We start from the raw sequence: 16,787 nt of genomic DNA, 5'->3' as shown, positions 1-16,787 counted from the left end.
GTGGACCGTTCGCTCGCGTTCGGCGACCGCAGCGCCGAGGAGCTGATGACGCCGCGGGTCAAGATCGAATCGCTCGATCAGGACGACACGCTCGCCGACCTCATCGCCGCCGCGGGCCGTTTTTGTTTTTCGGGGGCCCCGCGTTCCGCGTTTCCTACCAGGGACTATCCCCCGGCCTTGTTGTAGCTGTCGATCGCCTTCTGCAGGTTCTCCAGCGCTTGGCCCAGCTGACCGAGATCACCGGACTTCTGCGCGTCCTCCACGCCCTGCAGGGCATTGTTGATCTCCCGGACCGCGGCATCCTTACCCGCCGAACCGGTCGCGGGCGGGGTGGGCGGCTGGATCCCCTGATTCGCCGGCGGGGCCGTGCCGCTCTGGCCCGTGGGCGGGTTGATCGCCGCCTGGCCGGGCTGCTGGGTCGCTGCCGAGCCCAGCCCCTCCTGCACGTCGTTCAGGGCGTCGCCCAGCGTGGCCTCGTAGCCGACCTTGTCGCCGGAACTGGCGAGCACCTTGACCAGCTGCGGGAACGACGCCGCATTCGGCCCCGCGTTGCGTTCCAGATACCACGGCTCCACGTACAGGATTCCGCCGTCGCCGACGGGCAGCGTCAGCAGATTGCCGTATTTGATCTTGTTGGTATTGCCGCCGGTCAGCACCGTGCGATCACTGGATACGCGCGCGTCGGTCGTCATCGACGTCTGTACCTGCTGCGGACCCGGTGTCTGCGAATCCGTCGGTAGCTTCAGCACCGTGAACTTGCCGTAATTCTCCGGATCGGAATTCACCTGGATGTAGGCGGCCAGGAACTGCCGCTTGTAGCCGACCATCGCGCTGGTCAGGTTGAACGCCGGTTTGCCCGTCTTCGGATCGCCCAGCAGCACGTAGTACGGCGGCTGGTGCGCATTGGTCGGGGTGTCGGAGGTCGGGTCGCTGGGCACCGACCAGAAGGCGTTGGTGGTGAAGAACTCGCGCGGGTCGTTCACGTGGTAGCGCGACAGCATCTCCCGCTGCACCTTGAACAGGTCCTCCGGGTAGCGGAAGTGGGCCCGCAACTCCGGGGTGATCGCGCTCTGCGGCTTGACCACGTTCGGGAACACGCCCTCCCATGCCTTCAGCACCGGATCGGTCGGATCCGCCTCGTAGAGGTTCACCGTGCCGTCGTAGGCGTCCACGGTGGCCTTCACCGAGTTGCGGATGTAGCTGACCTCCTTGCGCGGCAACATCCGCCCGGTGTTCTGGTCGATCGAATCCTCGACCACCCCGTCCAGCGAGGTGCGCTGGGAGTAGGGGAAGTTGTCCAGCGTGGTGTAGGCGTCCACGATCCACTGAATGCGGCCGTTGACCACCGCGGGGTAGACGTCGCCGTCGGCGGTCAGCCACGGCGCCACCTGCTGCACGCGGTCGCGCGGATTGCGGTTGTAGATGATCTTCGAATCGTCGCCGATCGCGCCGGAGAACAGGATGTTGCGCTCGGCGTACTTGGCGGCGAAGGCCAGCCGGTTGAACCAGTTGCCGATCGGGACGCCGCCCTCGCCGGTGTAGGTGTACTGCTGTGTGCCCGTGTCGTATTCGCGCGGCGGCTGATTGTTGCCGCCGACGATCGCGTAGTCGGCATCGGACTTGGAGATCAGCTCGCCGTAGTAGATGCGCGGCTGCTCGACCTTGATCGCTTCCTTCTCCTGCGGCGTGAACAGGTCGCTGACGGTCGAGAGGTCACCGACGTTGAACACCGGGTAGCCGTAGCCACCGGTATTGGCTCCGGCCGCGGCGCCGGTCGCGGCCTGCTGGGTCTCCTTCGGCGGGGCGACGTTGACGCGGTTGGCCGGGGAGGCGACGAAGCCGTTGCCGTGGGTGTAGACGGTGTGCTTGTTGATCCAGTCGGTCTGGTTGCCGGACAGGTTCTGCGGCACCAGTTCTCGCGCGCCGACGATATAGTCCTGGATCTCGCCGTTGATGTTGTAGCGGTCGATGTCCAGCGGATCCGGGAAGCCGTAGAAGTTCTGCAGCTGCTGGCGCTGAATGAAGGTCTGCGTCAACAGGTTCGGGTCCAGCAGGCGGATGTTCTTGATGGTCTGCTGGTCGGCGGGAATACTGACCGGATCCTTGGTCGAGGTGCCCTTGTAGTCGACGTATTGGACCTTGTCGTCGGTGATGCCGTAGGCCTGCCGGGTGGCGGCGATATTGCGCTCGATATACGCCGATTCCTTGGTGGCCGCGTTCGGGCGCACCTCGAACTGCTCCACGATCAGCGGCCACACCGCGCCGATCAGGATCGACGACAGCACCAGCAGCGCGGCCGCCATCGCCGGAACCCGCAGGTCCTTCAACACGATTCCGGTGAAGAACGCGATCGCGCAGATGATCGCGATCGACATCAGGATCAGCTTGGCCGGGAGTACGGCGTTGATATCGGTGTAGGAGCCACCGGTGAAGGTGGGCTCCTTGCGGGTGCTCGACAGCATCGAGTATCGGTCGAACCAGTAGGCGATCGCCTTGAGCAGCACGAAGGTTCCGGCGATCACCGCCAGCTGGATGCGCGCCGGGCGGGTCAGCGCGCCCTCCCGCCCCGACAGCCGCAGGCCGCCGAAGACGTAGTGCGTCACCAGATTCGCGAAGAAGGCGATCACCGCGGCGACGAACAGCCAGTTCAGCAGCATCTTGTAGAACGGCAGGTCGAAGGCGTAGAAGCCGACGTCCAGGCCGAACTGCGGATCCTTGATGTCGAACGCGCCGCCGTGCAGGAACATCTGCACGGTGACCCAGCTGGACTGCGCCACCAATCCCGACAGCAGTCCCACCAGGACCGGGATGCCGACGCCGAACAGCCGCAACCGGCCCATCACCGTCGTGCGATATCGCGCGATCGGATCGTTGGGTCCCGCGACCGGAACGAACACCGGCCGGGTGCGGTAGGCGGCCAGCAGGGCCAGCCAGATCAGCAGGCCGACCACCACCGCGACCACGAGGAACAGCAGCACCCGGGTCAGCAGCACGGTGGTGTACACGCGCTTGAATCCGAGTTCGCCGAACCACAGCCAATTGGTATAGGCGTCGACCAGGCGCGGCCCGACCAGCAGCAGCGCGGCCAGTACTAGGGCCGTCACCAGCAGCACCCGGCTGCGTCGGGACAGCGAAGGTAAGCCTGTCGGGGGGCGCATGCCCACGAGCCACTCTCCCAGGTCCGGCGGCGCGCGACTTACCGGCCGGCGCACCGCAGTCCGATGATGCAGCGGTCCCCGCGGGACCGTCTCTCGCGCCCCACTCTACGTAAAACGGATCGGAATGGATCGCGATGGCTCCAGTGCGGGTCGCATCTCGCTCTGCGCGAACACCTAGACTCTGCGCGCGTGACCCTCGCGAACCCCTCCACCGCCCTGTACCGCTGTATCCGTGAGGTAGCCGAGTTCGCCGACGGCGAGGGGTGGGATCGGCCGCCGCAGCTGTTCGCGCTGGTGCCGACCGTCGATCTGGTGGCGGCCGAGCCGACGCTCGAGGACCAGCTCGCCGACGGTGCGGAGCTGACTCCCATTGCGCAGGAACCGCTTCCCGACGATGTGCGCGGCGACGCGATGGCGCTCGACGAGTTCCTCGCCACCACCAGCTGGCCGCCCGCCGTGCAGGGGGTCGTGCTGGTGCAGCAGATCGTGGTGCTGCCGCCCGATGCCGAGCAGACCCTCGACGACGCCATCGCCCCGCTGCTCGCCGACCGCGAGGCCGCCGATCAGGCCGCGCGCGACGCCGCGGTCACCCATCCCGGCCGCCGCGACGCGCGGCTGTTCGCCGGTGTGCTCCGCGACGGAGTGTCGTTGTGCCTGCTGCAGGTCCGCCCCGCCGAAGACGAGGACGACCCCTTCGGCGACCTCGATCTCCGCACCGCTCCCAACCTCGCCCCCAACCTCGTCGAGGCCCTCCGCCACACCCTCGAGAACGAACCGGACTGAGCGCCGGGATCAGCCGCAGGTGGGGGCCTCGCGACCGGCGGTGATGTCGCCGAGGGACTTCACCGCGGTGTCGAGCGTGTCGACCTTGACCAGGTTCAGGCCGTCGGGGATGCGCTGGCGGGCCTCGTTGCAGTTGTCGGCGGGGACGAGGAACGTTTCCGCTCCGGCCTCACGGGCGGCGATCATCTTGTACTGGATGCCGCCGATCGGGCCGACCTTGCCGTCCGGATCGATGGTGCCGGTACCGGCTATGAACTTGCCGCCGTTCAACTGCCCGGGGGTCATCTTGTCGATCATCGCCAGGCTGAACATCAGCCCGGCCGACGGGCCGCCGATATCGGCGAGGTTGAAGGTCACGTCGAGCGGCCCCTGCGGCACCTCCTCCGGCGTCACCCCGAGATAGCCCTTGGACTTGTCGTCGGGCCGGGCGCCCACCTTCACCTCGACGGTCTGCTCGGCACCCTCGCGGCGCACGACGATCGGCACCACGGTGCCGGGCTCGACCCCGCGCACCGTCTCCACCACGTCCTTGGAGGTGGTGGCGGGCTTGCCGTCCACGCTCACCAGCACGTCGCCCTTGTGCAGCATCCCGTTGGCCGGGCCGTCCTCGGCGACGGTGCGCACCCGCACCTGCGTCGGATACTTCAGATAGTGCAGCGCCGCCAGTTCGGCGCTGTCCTCGGAGTCCTTGAAATCCTGCTCGTTGGATTTGTCGATCTGATCACGCGGGATGCCGGGCGGGTACACCTCCGCGCGCGGCACCAGGCCGTAGCGGCCGTCGGCCCACAGCACGAACGCCTCGAAAATATTCAGCCCGTCGCGAACGGAAACCGTCGTCATATTGAGGTTGCCCGACGTCGGATCGACCGGTGCGCCCTCCACGTCGACGACCTGTTTTCCTTCGACATCGCCCAGCGTATTGAAGGTGGGACCGGGGCCGAGCGCGACGAACGGCACCGTGACGGCACTGCCTACGACACCGAGTACGAGGACGGGGATGAGGGCGGCCAGCAGCGTGAGGATCCGACGATTCACGCGGCCCACAGTAGCGGCTCACCGTTGGCCACCCGCGTAGCCTGAGGGGTATGAGCGACGTGCCATTCGGATTCTCGAACCGCGATGACGATCCCGACCGCGACAAGCGGCGGGAGGGTGAGTCCGGTTCCGGCGCGAACAACCCGTTCGGCATCCCGATGGGTGGTGCGGCCGGCGGCTTCGATCCGTCGCAGCTCGGGCAGATGCTGACCTCGCTGGGCCAGATGTTCTCCACCATCGGCCAGCCGGGCGCGCAGTCGGGCCCGGTGAACTACGACATCGCCAAGCGCCTGGCCCGCCAGCAGCTCGGATCGAGCGTGGAACCGATCTCACAGAGCACCCAGCGCGCGGTCGCCGACGCCGCCCACCTGGCCGAGCTGTGGCTGGACGCGGCCACCACCCTGCCCGCCGGCGCGACCAAGGCGGTGGCGTGGACCCCCAACGACTGGATCGAGGAGACCCTGCCGACCTGGCGGCGCCTGTGCGATCCGGTGGCCCAGCAGGTGTCGGGCATGTGGACCTCGACGCTGCCCGAGGAGGCCAAGGAGTTCGCGGCGCCGATGATCGGCATGCTGGGCCAGATGGGCGGCATGGCGTTCGGCTCGCAGCTCGGGCAGGCCCTGGGCCAGCTGGCCAAGGAGGTGCTGACCTCCACCGATATCGGCCTGCCGCTGGGCCCGGACGGCACCGCGGCGCTGCTGCCCGCAGCCGTGACCGAGTTCAGCGAGGGGCTGGAGCGGCCGGAGAGCGAGATCCTGGTCTACCTGGCCGCGCGCGAGGCCGCCCACCAGCGGTTGTTCGGGCACGTGCCGTGGCTGCGCCAGCAGGTGCTGGGCGCGGTGGAGGATTACGCGCGCGGCATCCGGATGGACTTCTCGGCGATCGAGCAGGCCGCCCAGAACATCGATCCGATGTCGCTGACCGATCCGTCGAAGCTGGAGGAGCTGCTCTCCCAGGGGACCTTCGAGCCGCAGACCACGCCCGAGCAGAAGGCCGCGCTGGAGCGCCTGGAGACCCTGCTGGCCCTGATCGAGGGCTGGGTGCAGGTCGTGGTGTCCGAGGCCGTCGGCGACCGGCTGCCCGGCGCCGGTGCCCTGGCCGAGACCCTGCGCCGGCGCCGCGCCACCGGCGGGCCCGCCGAGCAGACCTTCGCCACGCTGGTCGGTCTGGAGCTGCGGCCCCGCAAGCTGCGCGAGGCCGCCGCGCTGTGGCAGCGACTGACCGCGGATGCGGGGATCGAGGCCCGCGACGCCGTCTGGGCGCATCCGGACCTGCTCCCCAACTCCGAGGACCTGGACAATCCCGCGGGTTTCATCGACGGTGTGATCGGCGGCGGCACAGGTGCTTTCGACGATCCGATGGCCCAGCTGGCGGAGTTCGAGGCGCGTGAGCGGGAGAAGGGCAACAAGGACGACGCAGCCGAGAAGCCGGAGGACGACTCGGGTAGCAACCCGTCCTGATCGGCACGGTCGCCGGGTGAGCCGCCACTGCCACCGACCGATACCGCACCGAGCCTCCGGCCTCGGCTCGCGACCTCAGCTCGGCCGCCGATCCTCGCCCCAGAACACGAGGTGGTCGTCGTGACGCATCGTCATATCGGATAATTACGATACGTCACAACATCGCATGATCGCGATATGTTCCGGCCCGCCGTTATCCGGCCTCAGAGCGTCTCGCCGAGTTCGCCGACGAGTGCGGCGATGCGCTGTTCGTCGCGCTTGTAGTGGGTCCACTTGCCCACCCGCGTCGACCGGACCAGGCCCGCGCGCTCGAGTTCGGCCATGTACGCGGAGACGGTGGACTGCGCGAGGCCGACCTTCTCCTGGATGTGGCTCACGCAGATGCCCACCTCGTTCGGGTCGGCGATCGCCCGCTCCATGGGAAAGTGCCGCTCCGGCTCCCGCAGCCACGACAGCAGTTGCAGCCGAATGGGATTCGCCAATGCCCGCAGTGCGCGCACCAGATCGGGATCGGGTGCGGCCACAGTGTCCGCCATCTCTCCAGGGTAGCGACTTGCTACCGACATTTCGAAGGACGTCGATATGAGGTCGGTCTCCACGACCGGTCATCGCTACTTAAGCGCGACAGATTCCGCCGCTCCCGGACCCCCATAGCTTGGTAGTCAGCAAGCGACAACGAACGGAGACAACGATCATGAGTGACACGAACGAGCTGGTCGAGCGCTACATCGCGACATGGAACGAGACCGATCCGGCGGCCCGGTCGGCCCGCATCGCCGAGGTGTTCGCCGAGGACGCCGAGTACACCGACCCGATGGTGTCGGTGCGCGGCCGGGCCGGGCTCGACGCCGCCATCGCCGCGGTGCAGGGACAGTTCGCCGGGCTGGAATTCCGCCTCGGCGGCGCGGTCGACGCCCACCACCACATCGCCCGCTTCACCTGGCATCTCGGTCGGCCGGGTGCCGAGCCGCTGGTCGTCGGGTTCGACGTCGCGGTCGTCGCGGAGGGCCGGATCACCCAGGTGCTCGGCTTCCTCGACAAGGTGCCGACCGGCGCCTGAGTACATCCATCCGGGCGGGATCCGCGTGTGTGGGTCCCGCCCCCGAAATCCGTTGGAGACCACGATGACCGCCTACATCCTCGCCCACCTGCCCGCACCCACCGGCGACCTGCACGAGCAGGTCCTGGAATATATGGAGAAGATCCAGGCGACACTCGACCCCTTCGGTGGCCGGTTCCTCGTCCACGGCGGCACCCTCGAGGTCAAGGAGGGCAGCTGGCCCGGCGCGGTGGTGCTGATCGAGTTCCCCACGATGGATCACGCCCGCGACTTCTACGACTCCCCCGCCTACCGCCGGATCAAGCCGCTGCGCACCGACCACCTCGACGGCGACCTGATCATCGTCGACGGCTGCGAGCCCGACCACGACTCCGCCGCGATGGCCGCCGAACTGCGCGGGATGTCCTCACTCTAGTTCGGCGGCAATGTTTTTCAGTTCGCCTCGGGAGGTGACGCCGAGTTTGGGGTAGGCCTTGTAGAGGTGGTAGCCGACCGTGCGGTGGCTGAGGAACAGCTGGGCGGCGATGTCGCGGTTCGACAGGCCCCGGGCGGCCAGGCGGACTATCTGGAGTTCCTGCGGGGTGAGGCCGGTCGACGAATGACGGTGTGCGCGTGGGCCGTCCGTGGCGCCGGTGGCCGTCAGTTCGGCGCGCGCCCGTTCGGCCCAGGGATGCATGCCCGCGGAATCGAAGATGTCCAGCGCGTCGCCGAGCCGGGTGCGCGCCTCGGCCTTGCGGCGGCCGCGGCGCAACCATTCTCCGAAAAGCAGTGCGGTGCGCGCATATTCGATCGGCCGGGCGTCTCGGTCGTGTAATCGCAGCGCCTCGGTGTACAGCTGTTCGGCACCGCCGCCGTCGTCGAGCAGCGCCCGGCAGCGCAGGACCAGCGCGTCGGCCCACGGCTGGTGCACCGACTCGGCCCATCGCTCGAACCGGGTGTGGGCCGCGGCGGCCCGCTGCGGCGCCCCGACCCGGACCGCCGACTCGACCAGGTCCGGTACCGCCCTGGTGGCACAGATGTGGTGGCTCAACGGTTCCCGGGTGAGCCGCTCGAATCGCGACAGCGCCGCCTCGGCCCGCCCCGCGCCGAGCTCGAGCAGGCCCAGCGACCAGTGTGCCCAGGGCGCGCCCGGCGCGATCGACCCCGGCGTATCCCCGGACAGCCCGACCTCGGCCGACGTCCGGCACCCGTCCTCGGCCCCGGCCAGCGCGTCCAAATGCGAAAGCACACTGCTGAGTTGGCGCACCCACTGCTGCTGGCCGGTATCGCGCGCCAGCTCGCGGCCTTCGAGCGCGAGCCCGCGGGCGGTGCGGAGGCGGCCGGTGAACACGGCGACCTCGGCGGCGAAGAACAGCGCGGTCGGCAGCCGCCCGGCGGCGCCCGCATCGCGGTGGGCGGCGATCAGGCCGGTGGCGAGCGCGTCGGCGTCGCCGTCCTGGCCGCGGGCCAGCGCCACACCGCACAGGATGAGCCGCACCTGATCCGAAACCCGGCCTCGCGCATGGATTTCGGCGAGCGTGCGGGCCAGCGGCTCCGGCGCCGGGCCCGGCCCCCGGTCCAGCAGCCGCCCCACGAATCGCGCGGCGGGCGCGATCGGATCGTGGTCCGCGAGACGCAGGCCCGCGAGCCGATCCAGGACCTCCGACAGGTGCCGCTCGCCCAGGTACCAGCCGGTGTGGACGGCCTGCAGCAGCATTCCCGCCGCCCGCTCCACCTCGATGGCGCGGGCGGCGGCCTCGATCAGCAGCCGGTGGGCGGCGGGAAAGTCGCCGTGCCAGAACTTCGACAGCGCCTGCACCTGAGAAAGCCTGGCGCGCAGGTCTTCTCCGATGTCCCGGCGCGCCGCGCGCTGTGCCAGGACGCCCGCGCGCGGCAGATCGCCCGCCTCCAAGGCCGATTCGGCGCCCGCGGCCTCGCGCCGCACCCGGGCCTCGGTGCCGTCGCTGAGCCGGGCGGCACGTTCGTAGGCCGCGGCGGCGGCCTCGTGCCCGCCGCGCTCGCGGGCCCGCGCCGCGGTGTCCTCCAGTGCGGCCGCGACGTTTTCGTCGGGTCCGGTGGCGGCCGCGGCCAGGTGCCAGGCGCGGCGGTCGGCGTGCTCGGGGGCGTCGAGCGCCTCGGCCAGCGCGCGGTGTACCGCCAGCCGCTGCGCCAGCGGTGCGCGCTGCAGGACGACCGCGCGGATCAGCGGATGGCGGAAAGCGACTGTGGCCTCTATGTTTTCGTCCCGTCGGAGTAATCCGGCGGCCTCGGCGGGCGTCAGGTCGTCGAGCCCGGCGTTCAGGGCCGCGGCGGCGCGGATCAGCACGTCCAGCTCACCGGTCTCGTCGGCGGCGACGATCGTGAGCAGCCGCTGCGTCCGCTCGGGCAGCCGCCCGACCCGACCGTAGAAGGCCAGCCGCAGGCGATCGGTGAGCGGCAGCGCACCCGCACGGAAGTCGGCGGAGGGCTCGGCGGCCAGCGCGACCGGCAGCTCCCGCAGCGCGAGCGGATTGCCCTGCGCCTCGGCCAGCAGGCGATAGCGCAGGGCCGGGGTGAGATCGTGCTCGTCCAGCAGCGCCGCGGACGCCTCGGGAGACAATCCCTCGAGCCGGAGTTCGGGCAGGCCCGCGACGGGAAAGGTGCCCTCGCCCTCGCGCACGGCGAACACCACGGCCACGCCCTCGGCGCCCAGCCGCCGGGCGGCGAACAGCAGCGCGTCCCGCGAGGCCCGATCCAGCCACTGCGCATCGTCGACCAGCAGCAGCGCGCCCGTCTCCCCGGCGTACTCGGTCAGCAGCGACAGCACCGCGAGGCCGATCAGCATCGGCTCGCTCCCGGAACCGGCCGCGAGACCCAGGGCCGACGCCAGCGCCGCGCGTTGCGGTTCGGCCAGCGCGCCGAGGTCCGCCAGCGCGGGCCGCAGCAGCAATTGCAGCCCGGCGAACGGCAATTCGGCCTCGACCTCGATACCCGTCCCCCGCAGCACCCGCAGCTCACACGCCGCTGCCGATGCGTACTCCAGCAGGGCGGTCTTGCCGATCCCCGGCTCCCCGCGCAATACCAGCGCCCCGCTCGCACCTCGGCGGGCTGCGTCGAGTAGCGCCTCGACGGCCGCCTGCTCCTGCCCCCGGCCCCGCAGCGGCGTGTCCGCCCGCCCCACACCCGTCCCCGTCAACGCCGCCCCACTAGCTCACACATAATCCACGCATCATGGCCGGACCGCACTCACCACGGCAACCAAGTCTCAGTCCCACCGCTGCTCAGCGGAGCCAGGCTGCCCGCTGGGCGGCGAAGGGGTCTGCCGTCACACGGGGTTGTTCGGCCCAGATCATGGTTTCGCGGGTGTCGAGGGTGTAGCGCGGCCAGCCGCGACCCGGGTCGCCGTCGCGGACGAACGACACCCACGCGGCGTGCATCGCGTCGGCCAGGGACTGCGGCGGTGCCTCGCCCTCGGCCGCGGTGACGCCCGGCGCGTGCAGCAGGTCGAAGGCGAACGGCAGGTCCAGGCAGTGCGCCGCCATCCCGCGGTAGTCGGGAGCCGTTGAGGTCCAAGCGAATTCGTACAGCCAGGTGGGGCGGCCGCGGCGGGCATGGTCCTCGGCCACGCGGTAGGACGGCCCGCGAATGATCATGTCGCTCATGATCTGACCGAGCAGTTCGCTCGCCCCGAGGCCGGGATACGCCGCCCGATAGGAGTCGAGGGACGCAGTGTCCACGCCCATCGCCGCCAGTGCGGCGGGTGCCTCGGCCTCCGAGATGTGTTGCGCGGCAGCGGCCATGTTGAACTCGTGCCGGGTGAAGCCGATCAGCAGCGGGACATCGGCGGTCGCGCCGGAGGCGAGCAGCGCCGGGGTCGGTTCGGGAATCACGGTGCCGTCGGCGCAGGGCGCGAGTTGCAGGATCGAGGGATTCGCGCTGCCCGGTCCCGGCGGCGACAGCGTGTCCTGCAACTGTTGTAGCCGATCGCCCGGCAGCTCGCGCAGCGCGGCGGCGGTCGCGGGCAGGCCCGTGATCCGGGTGAACGACTCCGCGGTCGCGGCGGCCGTGGCGCGGTCGTTGGGCTGGGTGACCGCCCCGGACACACAGATTCCGGCTCGGAACAGATCGCGCGCCGAGGGTGCCGCCAGCAGCGCCCAGACCGCACCACCACCGGCAGACTGGCCCGCGACCGTGACCTTGTCCGGATCACCGCCGAAGCCCGCGATGTTGTCCCGCACCCACCGCAGCGCGGCGATCCAGTCCAGCACCGCGCGATTGTCGGGGGCGTCGGCCAGGTGCAGGAAACCCTCGATGCCCAGCCGGTAGCCCACCGACACCAGCACCACGCCGTCACGATTGAACGCGGCACCGTCGTACCAGGGGCTGGCCGGGGATCCCGCGACGAAGCCGCCGCCGTGAATCCACACCAGCACAGGCAGTTTCGCCTCGGACGCGGGGTCCGGGGTGAAGACGTTCAGATTCAGCACCGCGTCGCCGGGGATGGAGGGCTCGGGAATGGTGGTGACCGTCGAGAGCTGTTTGCGCTGCGCGGTCGGACCGTACCGGGTGCAGTCCAGGGTGTCGGTCCACGGCTCCGGCGGCGCGGGCGCCGCGAAGCGCAGGTCTCCGATCGGTGGTCGCGCGAACGGGATGCCGAGGAACGCGATCCCGGTAGCGCGGCGCTGCCCGCGGACCGGACCGTGGGCGGTCCGCACGACATCGGGCATCCGATCGGATTCGGGCGGGCCGCCGGAGCAGGCGGCCAGGGTCGCGGCCCCGGCCCCGAGCAGGAAGGTCCGGCGTCCGATGGGCGCGGCGGGCATCGCAAACCTCGATTCGTGTCACACGGCGGTCCCTGGCAGGATCGCGGCCCGACCCAAAATAAGTCAATGGTTGAAAAAATTCACCGCCGGCCTACGCTCACTGCTGTGGACAACCACCCCGCACCCAGCGGCTCGGTCGCCGTGCGCCGCCGCAACCTCGGCCTGGTGCTGCGGCACATCGCCGCGCACGGCCCGTGCGCGCGCACCGAGATCGCGGCCGCCACCGGGCTGTCGCACGCCACGGTCACCACGCTGATCACCGAGCTCGCCGCGCGCGGCCTGGTGTGCGAGGACGGCGTGCGGCACGGCGTGGGCCGGGGACGGCCCCGGCGGCTGATCCGCCTCGTACCGGGCCGGGCGCTCGCGGTGGCCGTGCAGATCAGCCTCGATCTGCTGCGGGTGGCGGTCGCCGATCTCACGGGCGAGATCGTGTGGCGCGAGACCGTCGCGCACGAATGCGCGCGGGGCGAGCCGGACGAGATGGCGGATGCGGTGGCCGCGGCCGTGCGCCGGGCACGATCGGCGGTACCGGGCGCGGCGACGCTGGTCCGGGCGACCATCGCCATGGCGGGGCCGATCGGCGCCGATGCCGAGCAAACCGTCGTCGTGGCACCGGATTTCGGCTGGCTGCGACCGGTCCGGCTGGGCGCGCTGCTCGCCGCGCGGCTGCCGGATCTGGACTGCCCGATCGACGTCGTCAACGATGCCAACGCGGCCGCGCTCGCCGAATATCACCGGCATCCCCGCCGTCCCCGCGCCATGGTCTACATCGAGGCGGGCACCGGCATCGGCGGCGGCGTGGTATTCGACGGGCGCATCCACTCCGGCAGCCACGGCATCGCCGGCGAGCCCGGGCATATGCCGGTATCCCTCGACGGTCCCGTCTGCTCGTGCGGGGCCCGCGGCTGCCTGGTCTGCTACGCCGGGCCGGAGGCCGTGGTGACCGCGGCGGGCCACGGCGAAACCCTGCGGCGCAACGGATTACGAACGGCACTGGACCGATTGGACACCGCGCTGCGCGGCGACGACGAGCGGGCGACGGCGGCGCTGCGGGCGGCGGGCGGGGCGATAGGAACGGCGGTGCTGTCGATCTCCGGCCTGCTCGATGTGGACGAGATCGTGCTGGGCGGCCTACTGGCACACTGGTTTCCGTGGCTCGAACCGGCCGTGGAACAGGTGACAGCCGGGCGGCGGGCCCTGGTGCCGACGGTGCATGTGGAGGTCACCGCCGCGCTCCTCGGCGAGGACGCGATCCTGTTGGGCGCCATCGAGTTCGCGCGCCGGGCGGTGCTCGCCGATCCGGCCTCGGTGTCCCCGCTGCCCGCACCGGGAAGGCCCACCGGCGTGCACTGACGGTTGCGGACGCCGCCCGGTCCGCGGGGTGCCCGGCGGCACCGGCGGCCCGCTGCGGCGAAACACCGGACGCGATGCACGACAGTCAGTTTCGCGCGAACGCCTCACGCCGGATGACCTGCAGGATGGTCGGATTGTCGGTGGTGGTGACGACGCCGAGGGTGCTGCCGAGGTACCGGTCGTCGGCGAGCACGGCCAGCAGGCAGGCCGCGAGGTCGGCACGGGAGGTGTAGCGGCCCTCGGCCCGGCCCTCCACGATCGTGTACTCGGTGACCTCCGGCAGGTCGTACAGCCCGCTCGGGCGCACGATCGTCCAGTCCAGATCGCTGCCGCGCACCAGGTCCTCCATTCGCCGCATGTCGTCGTACAGCGTCTTGCCCAGCACCCGGGTGACGTACGGCTGCAGCACCCGGTTGAACACGAATCCGGCGTCGGCGTAGGGGTGCGGGTCGACGGCGCTGGAGCTGACCACGACCAGCCGCCGCACACCGTGCCGCCGCATCGCGCCCGCGATGGCGCCGACGCCTCGGGAGTACGTGGTGATCGGCTGTTTGCCGAAGGGCACACCGAGCACCGACAGCACCGCGTCGCAACCCGCCACCGCGGCGTCCACCGCGGCGTCCACCGCGGCCGGATCGAGCACGTCGGCCCCGACCACCTCCAGTGAATCATGCTGCAGCGGAAACGATTCCGGCTTGCGGGTGACGGCGGCGACGCTGTGCCCCGCGGCCAGTGCCTGGCCGACGAGCAGGCGGCCGGTGGGTCCGTTGGCCCCGAATACGGCGATACGCATGACGATCCTTTCCACGCCGCGACTCTCTCCCGGTCGCGATCATACGAGAATCATACTATCTAATTCGGGTTTCATACAATATGTGTTGGACATTACCTGCGCAGGCGCCCGCTCTGCGACGGCTGGCCGGACCGCTTTCTCGACTGGCTCCGTATGCACGAATTCCGGCGGGGCTCAGGTCATTCCGCGCGCAGCGCGTAGTCGCCCAGCGCGGGCGCGAGCTGCTCGAACGCCGAATCCAGCTGTGCGGCAACCACCTCGGCGATACGGTCGTTGGACTCCCCCGCCACGGTGCGGGCGAAGGTCTCGTCGAACAGCACCCGGTGCACGCCCGCGAGCTGGGCGGCGGCCACCCGTGCGGTCAGATCGGCGGGCGGCGCACCGGTGGCCTCCGCCAGCGCCTCGGCCAGCGCCCGCTCCCGTTCGTCGTGGAACTCCCGCAGGCGGGCCAGCAGCGCCTGACTCCCCTGGATGACTCGGGCGAATTCGGGACCGGAGAAACCGATCAGCGGATCCCGCTCGGCAACCCCCGCCCGATAGGCGCGATGCAGCGCCGCCAGCGCCGACTCGCCCACGGCCCGCTCGCGCACCGTGCGCGCCAACCCCGACACGAACTCCTCGTGCAGGTCGAGGGCGAGGTCCTCCTTACGGGGGAAGTAGTTGGTCACCGTCATCTTGGCGACGTCGGCGGCGGCGGCCACATCGGCGATCGTGACGGCGTCGAACCCGCGCTCCAGGAACAGCCGGGTCGCCTGATGCGAGATGTTCTCCCTGGTCTGCTGCTTTTTCCGGGCTCGCAGGCCCGGCTGCCGGACGGTCTGTTCGCTCACGCCTCCCACCATACATAGGTTTGGCCCAAAAAAGTTCTTGACATATTTTTAGGTCCATTCTAAGTTTGTGTTCGCCGCCGAACGGTGGCACCGACTCACGAAGGAGCCGATCCTGCGCAGTCCCCACGGCCGGACCGCCGCATCCCACAGCACCACCGGCACCAACCGAACGGGAGCAGCCCCGATGGCCGACAGCCCGCCCGCGAGCACCGCCCGTCCGCGCCCATCACACGGCCGACCGGTTCGGAACGCGGCCCGGCACAAGGGGATCCACGCAGGTAGAATCGGCCGCACGCCGATTCACCGCCCGCTGCGCATCCCCGGCCGCCGCTGACGGACCCGGGCGCCCGTCGAACCGACAGGGGAGGACGGAGGAATCACCGGTCCGCCCGCAACGTTGACATCGTCCAACCGCGCATCCCGTCCGCCGCGCACTCGAAATCGGAGGCCTTCGTGACCCGCAGTACCACCGCCGCCCGACCTGCCACCGTCAGCGTCGACCCGATCCGGGACTACCTGCATCGCATCGGCCGCACCGCCCTGCTCACCGCCGAGGAGGAATACGAGCTGGGCGAGCGCATGGCCGCGGGCCTGCGCGCCGAACAGCGGCTGTCCGAAATCGCCACCGGCGGAACGGAACCCGGCCCCACCGAACGCCGGGAACTCACCCGGGCCGTGCGCGCCGGGCGTGCCGCGAAGGATCACATGATCGAGGCCAACCTGCGGCTGGTGGTATCGATCGCCAAGCGCTATCCGGCGCCCGCCGGTATGTCGCTGCTGGACCTGGTCCAGGAGGGCACGCTCGGCCTGATCCGCGCGGTGGAGAAGTTCGACCATCGGCGCGGGCTGAAGTTCTCCACGTACGCCACCTGGTGGATCAAACAGGCCGTCGGCCGGGCGATCGACGACAAGAGCCGCGCCATCCGCATCCCGGCCCACGTGGCCGAGATCCTGCACCGGATCACCCGGGCGCAGCGGACGCTCGGCCAGCGGCTCGGACGCGAGGCCACGCCCGAGGAGCTGGCGGCCGAGCTGGAGCTGCCGACGGAGAAGGTGCGCGAGGTGCTCGGCCATGCGCGCGAGCCGATCTCGCTGCACCTGCAGATCGGCGACGACGACACCGAACTCGGCGCGCTGATCGCCGACGACGGACCGGACCCGTCGGCGACCGTCGCCGACGCCTCGATCCGCACCCAGCTCGGCGCCGTACTGGCCACCCTGGCCGAACGCGAGGCGCAGGTGCTCGTGCTGCGGTACGGGCTCGACGGCACGGAGCCGCGGACCCTGGAGCAGGTCGGTCGCATGCTGGGCGTCTCGCGCGAACGCATCCGCCAGATCGAGGCCAAGAGCATGGCCAAGCTCCGCAAGCCCGCCAGCGCCCGGGCGCTGGCCGGGCTGCTCGGCTGAACCGCTCAGGCGAAACGGATCTCGGCCGTGGCGGACCCGAACAGCTTGCGGCCCTTGGCCGTTGCGGCGTACTCCATCGCGCCCGCCGCGGCATGGCCCGAGGCGATCGCGGCGGCGTCGCCTGCCG

The 16,787-nt window shown here is 70.4% G+C and carries 13 protein-coding genes and 1 pseudogene; 7 read left to right on the top strand and 7 right to left on the bottom strand.

Features of this window, described 5'->3' with window-relative positions; translation table 11 throughout:
* Positions 1–186, top strand: a pseudogene (locus QH290_RS19475) (hypothetical protein); the annotation flags it as partial.
* Here the strand turns inward: QH290_RS19475 and QH290_RS19470 are convergent.
* On the bottom strand, positions 165–3,164 hold the full coding sequence (locus tag QH290_RS19470) for a UPF0182 family protein (RefSeq protein WP_280384360.1): 3,000 nt from the start codon (positions 3,162–3,164) through the stop codon (positions 165–167). The pseudogene QH290_RS19475 and the gene QH290_RS19470 sit on opposite strands and share 22 nt — an antisense overlap.
* A gap of 183 nt (positions 3,165–3,347) precedes the next feature.
* Here QH290_RS19470 and QH290_RS19465 point away from each other — a divergent pair, with 183 nt between their 5' ends.
* Entirely contained in the window at positions 3,348–3,941 is a 594-nt protein-coding gene (locus QH290_RS19465; protein ID WP_280266892.1) for a PPA1309 family protein, read from the top strand.
* A 9-nt stretch (positions 3,942–3,950) separates the two neighbouring features.
* Here QH290_RS19465 and QH290_RS19460 read toward each other — a convergent pair whose 3' ends face one another.
* Positions 3,951–4,976: a YlbL family protein gene (locus tag QH290_RS19460; protein WP_280384359.1), complete on the bottom strand. Its 1,026-nt coding sequence runs from the start codon at positions 4,974–4,976 to the stop codon at positions 3,951–3,953.
* 50 nt (positions 4,977–5,026) lie between these two features.
* Here QH290_RS19460 and QH290_RS19455 point away from each other — a divergent pair, with 50 nt between their 5' ends.
* A complete protein-coding gene (locus QH290_RS19455) occupies positions 5,027–6,436 on the top strand; it encodes a zinc-dependent metalloprotease (protein WP_280266890.1) in 1,410 nt (469 codons plus the stop codon).
* A 203-nt stretch (positions 6,437–6,639) separates the two neighbouring features.
* Here the strand turns inward: QH290_RS19455 and QH290_RS19450 are convergent, their stop codons facing one another.
* Complete coding sequence (locus tag QH290_RS19450; protein ID WP_280266889.1) at positions 6,640–6,972, bottom strand: ArsR/SmtB family transcription factor; 333 nt, start codon at positions 6,970–6,972, stop codon at positions 6,640–6,642.
* Positions 6,973–7,130: 158 nt separating this feature from the next.
* On the opposite strand from QH290_RS19450, the gene QH290_RS19445 reads away from it, so the two are divergent.
* Entirely contained in the window at positions 7,131–7,496 is a 366-nt protein-coding gene (locus QH290_RS19445) for a nuclear transport factor 2 family protein (RefSeq protein ID WP_280266888.1), read from the top strand.
* Between the two features lie 64 nt (positions 7,497–7,560).
* The gene (locus tag QH290_RS19440; protein ID WP_280266887.1) at positions 7,561–7,911 is read left to right on the top strand and encodes a DUF1330 domain-containing protein; all 351 of its coding nucleotides are present in this window, start codon (positions 7,561–7,563) and stop codon (positions 7,909–7,911) included.
* Here the strand turns inward: QH290_RS19440 and QH290_RS19435 are convergent.
* Positions 7,903–10,635, bottom strand: coding sequence for a helix-turn-helix transcriptional regulator (locus tag QH290_RS19435; protein ID WP_280384357.1), 2,733 nt, complete (start codon positions 10,633–10,635; stop codon positions 7,903–7,905). The two genes, QH290_RS19440 and QH290_RS19435, sit on opposite strands and share 9 nt — an antisense overlap.
* A gap of 100 nt (positions 10,636–10,735) precedes the next feature.
* Entirely contained in the window at positions 10,736–12,277 is a 1,542-nt protein-coding gene (locus QH290_RS19430; RefSeq protein ID WP_280269204.1) for a carboxylesterase/lipase family protein, read from the bottom strand.
* Between the two features lie 105 nt (positions 12,278–12,382).
* On the opposite strand from QH290_RS19430, the gene QH290_RS19425 reads away from it, so the two are divergent.
* Complete coding sequence (locus tag QH290_RS19425; protein WP_280384355.1) at positions 12,383–13,630, top strand: ROK family protein; 1,248 nt, start codon at positions 12,383–12,385, stop codon at positions 13,628–13,630.
* 85 nt (positions 13,631–13,715) lie between these two features.
* Here QH290_RS19425 and QH290_RS19420 read toward each other — a convergent pair whose 3' ends face one another.
* Together QH290_RS19420 and QH290_RS19415 are read right to left on the bottom strand one after the other, a co-directional pair.
* Positions 13,716–14,423, bottom strand: a complete 708-nt coding sequence (locus QH290_RS19420; protein WP_280384353.1) for an NAD(P)-dependent oxidoreductase — start codon at positions 14,421–14,423, stop codon at positions 13,716–13,718.
* A 179-nt stretch (positions 14,424–14,602) separates the two neighbouring features.
* Positions 14,603–15,253, bottom strand: a complete 651-nt coding sequence (locus QH290_RS19415) for a TetR/AcrR family transcriptional regulator (protein ID WP_280384351.1) — start codon at positions 15,251–15,253, stop codon at positions 14,603–14,605.
* Between the two features lie 453 nt (positions 15,254–15,706).
* Here QH290_RS19415 and QH290_RS19410 point away from each other — a divergent pair, with 453 nt between their 5' ends.
* The gene (locus QH290_RS19410) at positions 15,707–16,660 is read left to right on the top strand and encodes a sigma-70 family RNA polymerase sigma factor (RefSeq protein WP_280384348.1); all 954 of its coding nucleotides are present in this window, start codon (positions 15,707–15,709) and stop codon (positions 16,658–16,660) included.
* The last annotated feature ends 127 nt before the right edge of the window (positions 16,661–16,787 follow it).

The organism is Nocardia wallacei (assembly GCF_029869545.1).
In the GTDB taxonomy this organism is placed as follows: Bacteria; Actinomycetota; Actinomycetes; order Mycobacteriales; family Mycobacteriaceae; genus Nocardia; species Nocardia wallacei_A.
The sequence above is the reverse complement of the archived record's forward strand: the minus strand, read 5'-3'. Positions and strand labels throughout refer to the sequence as shown.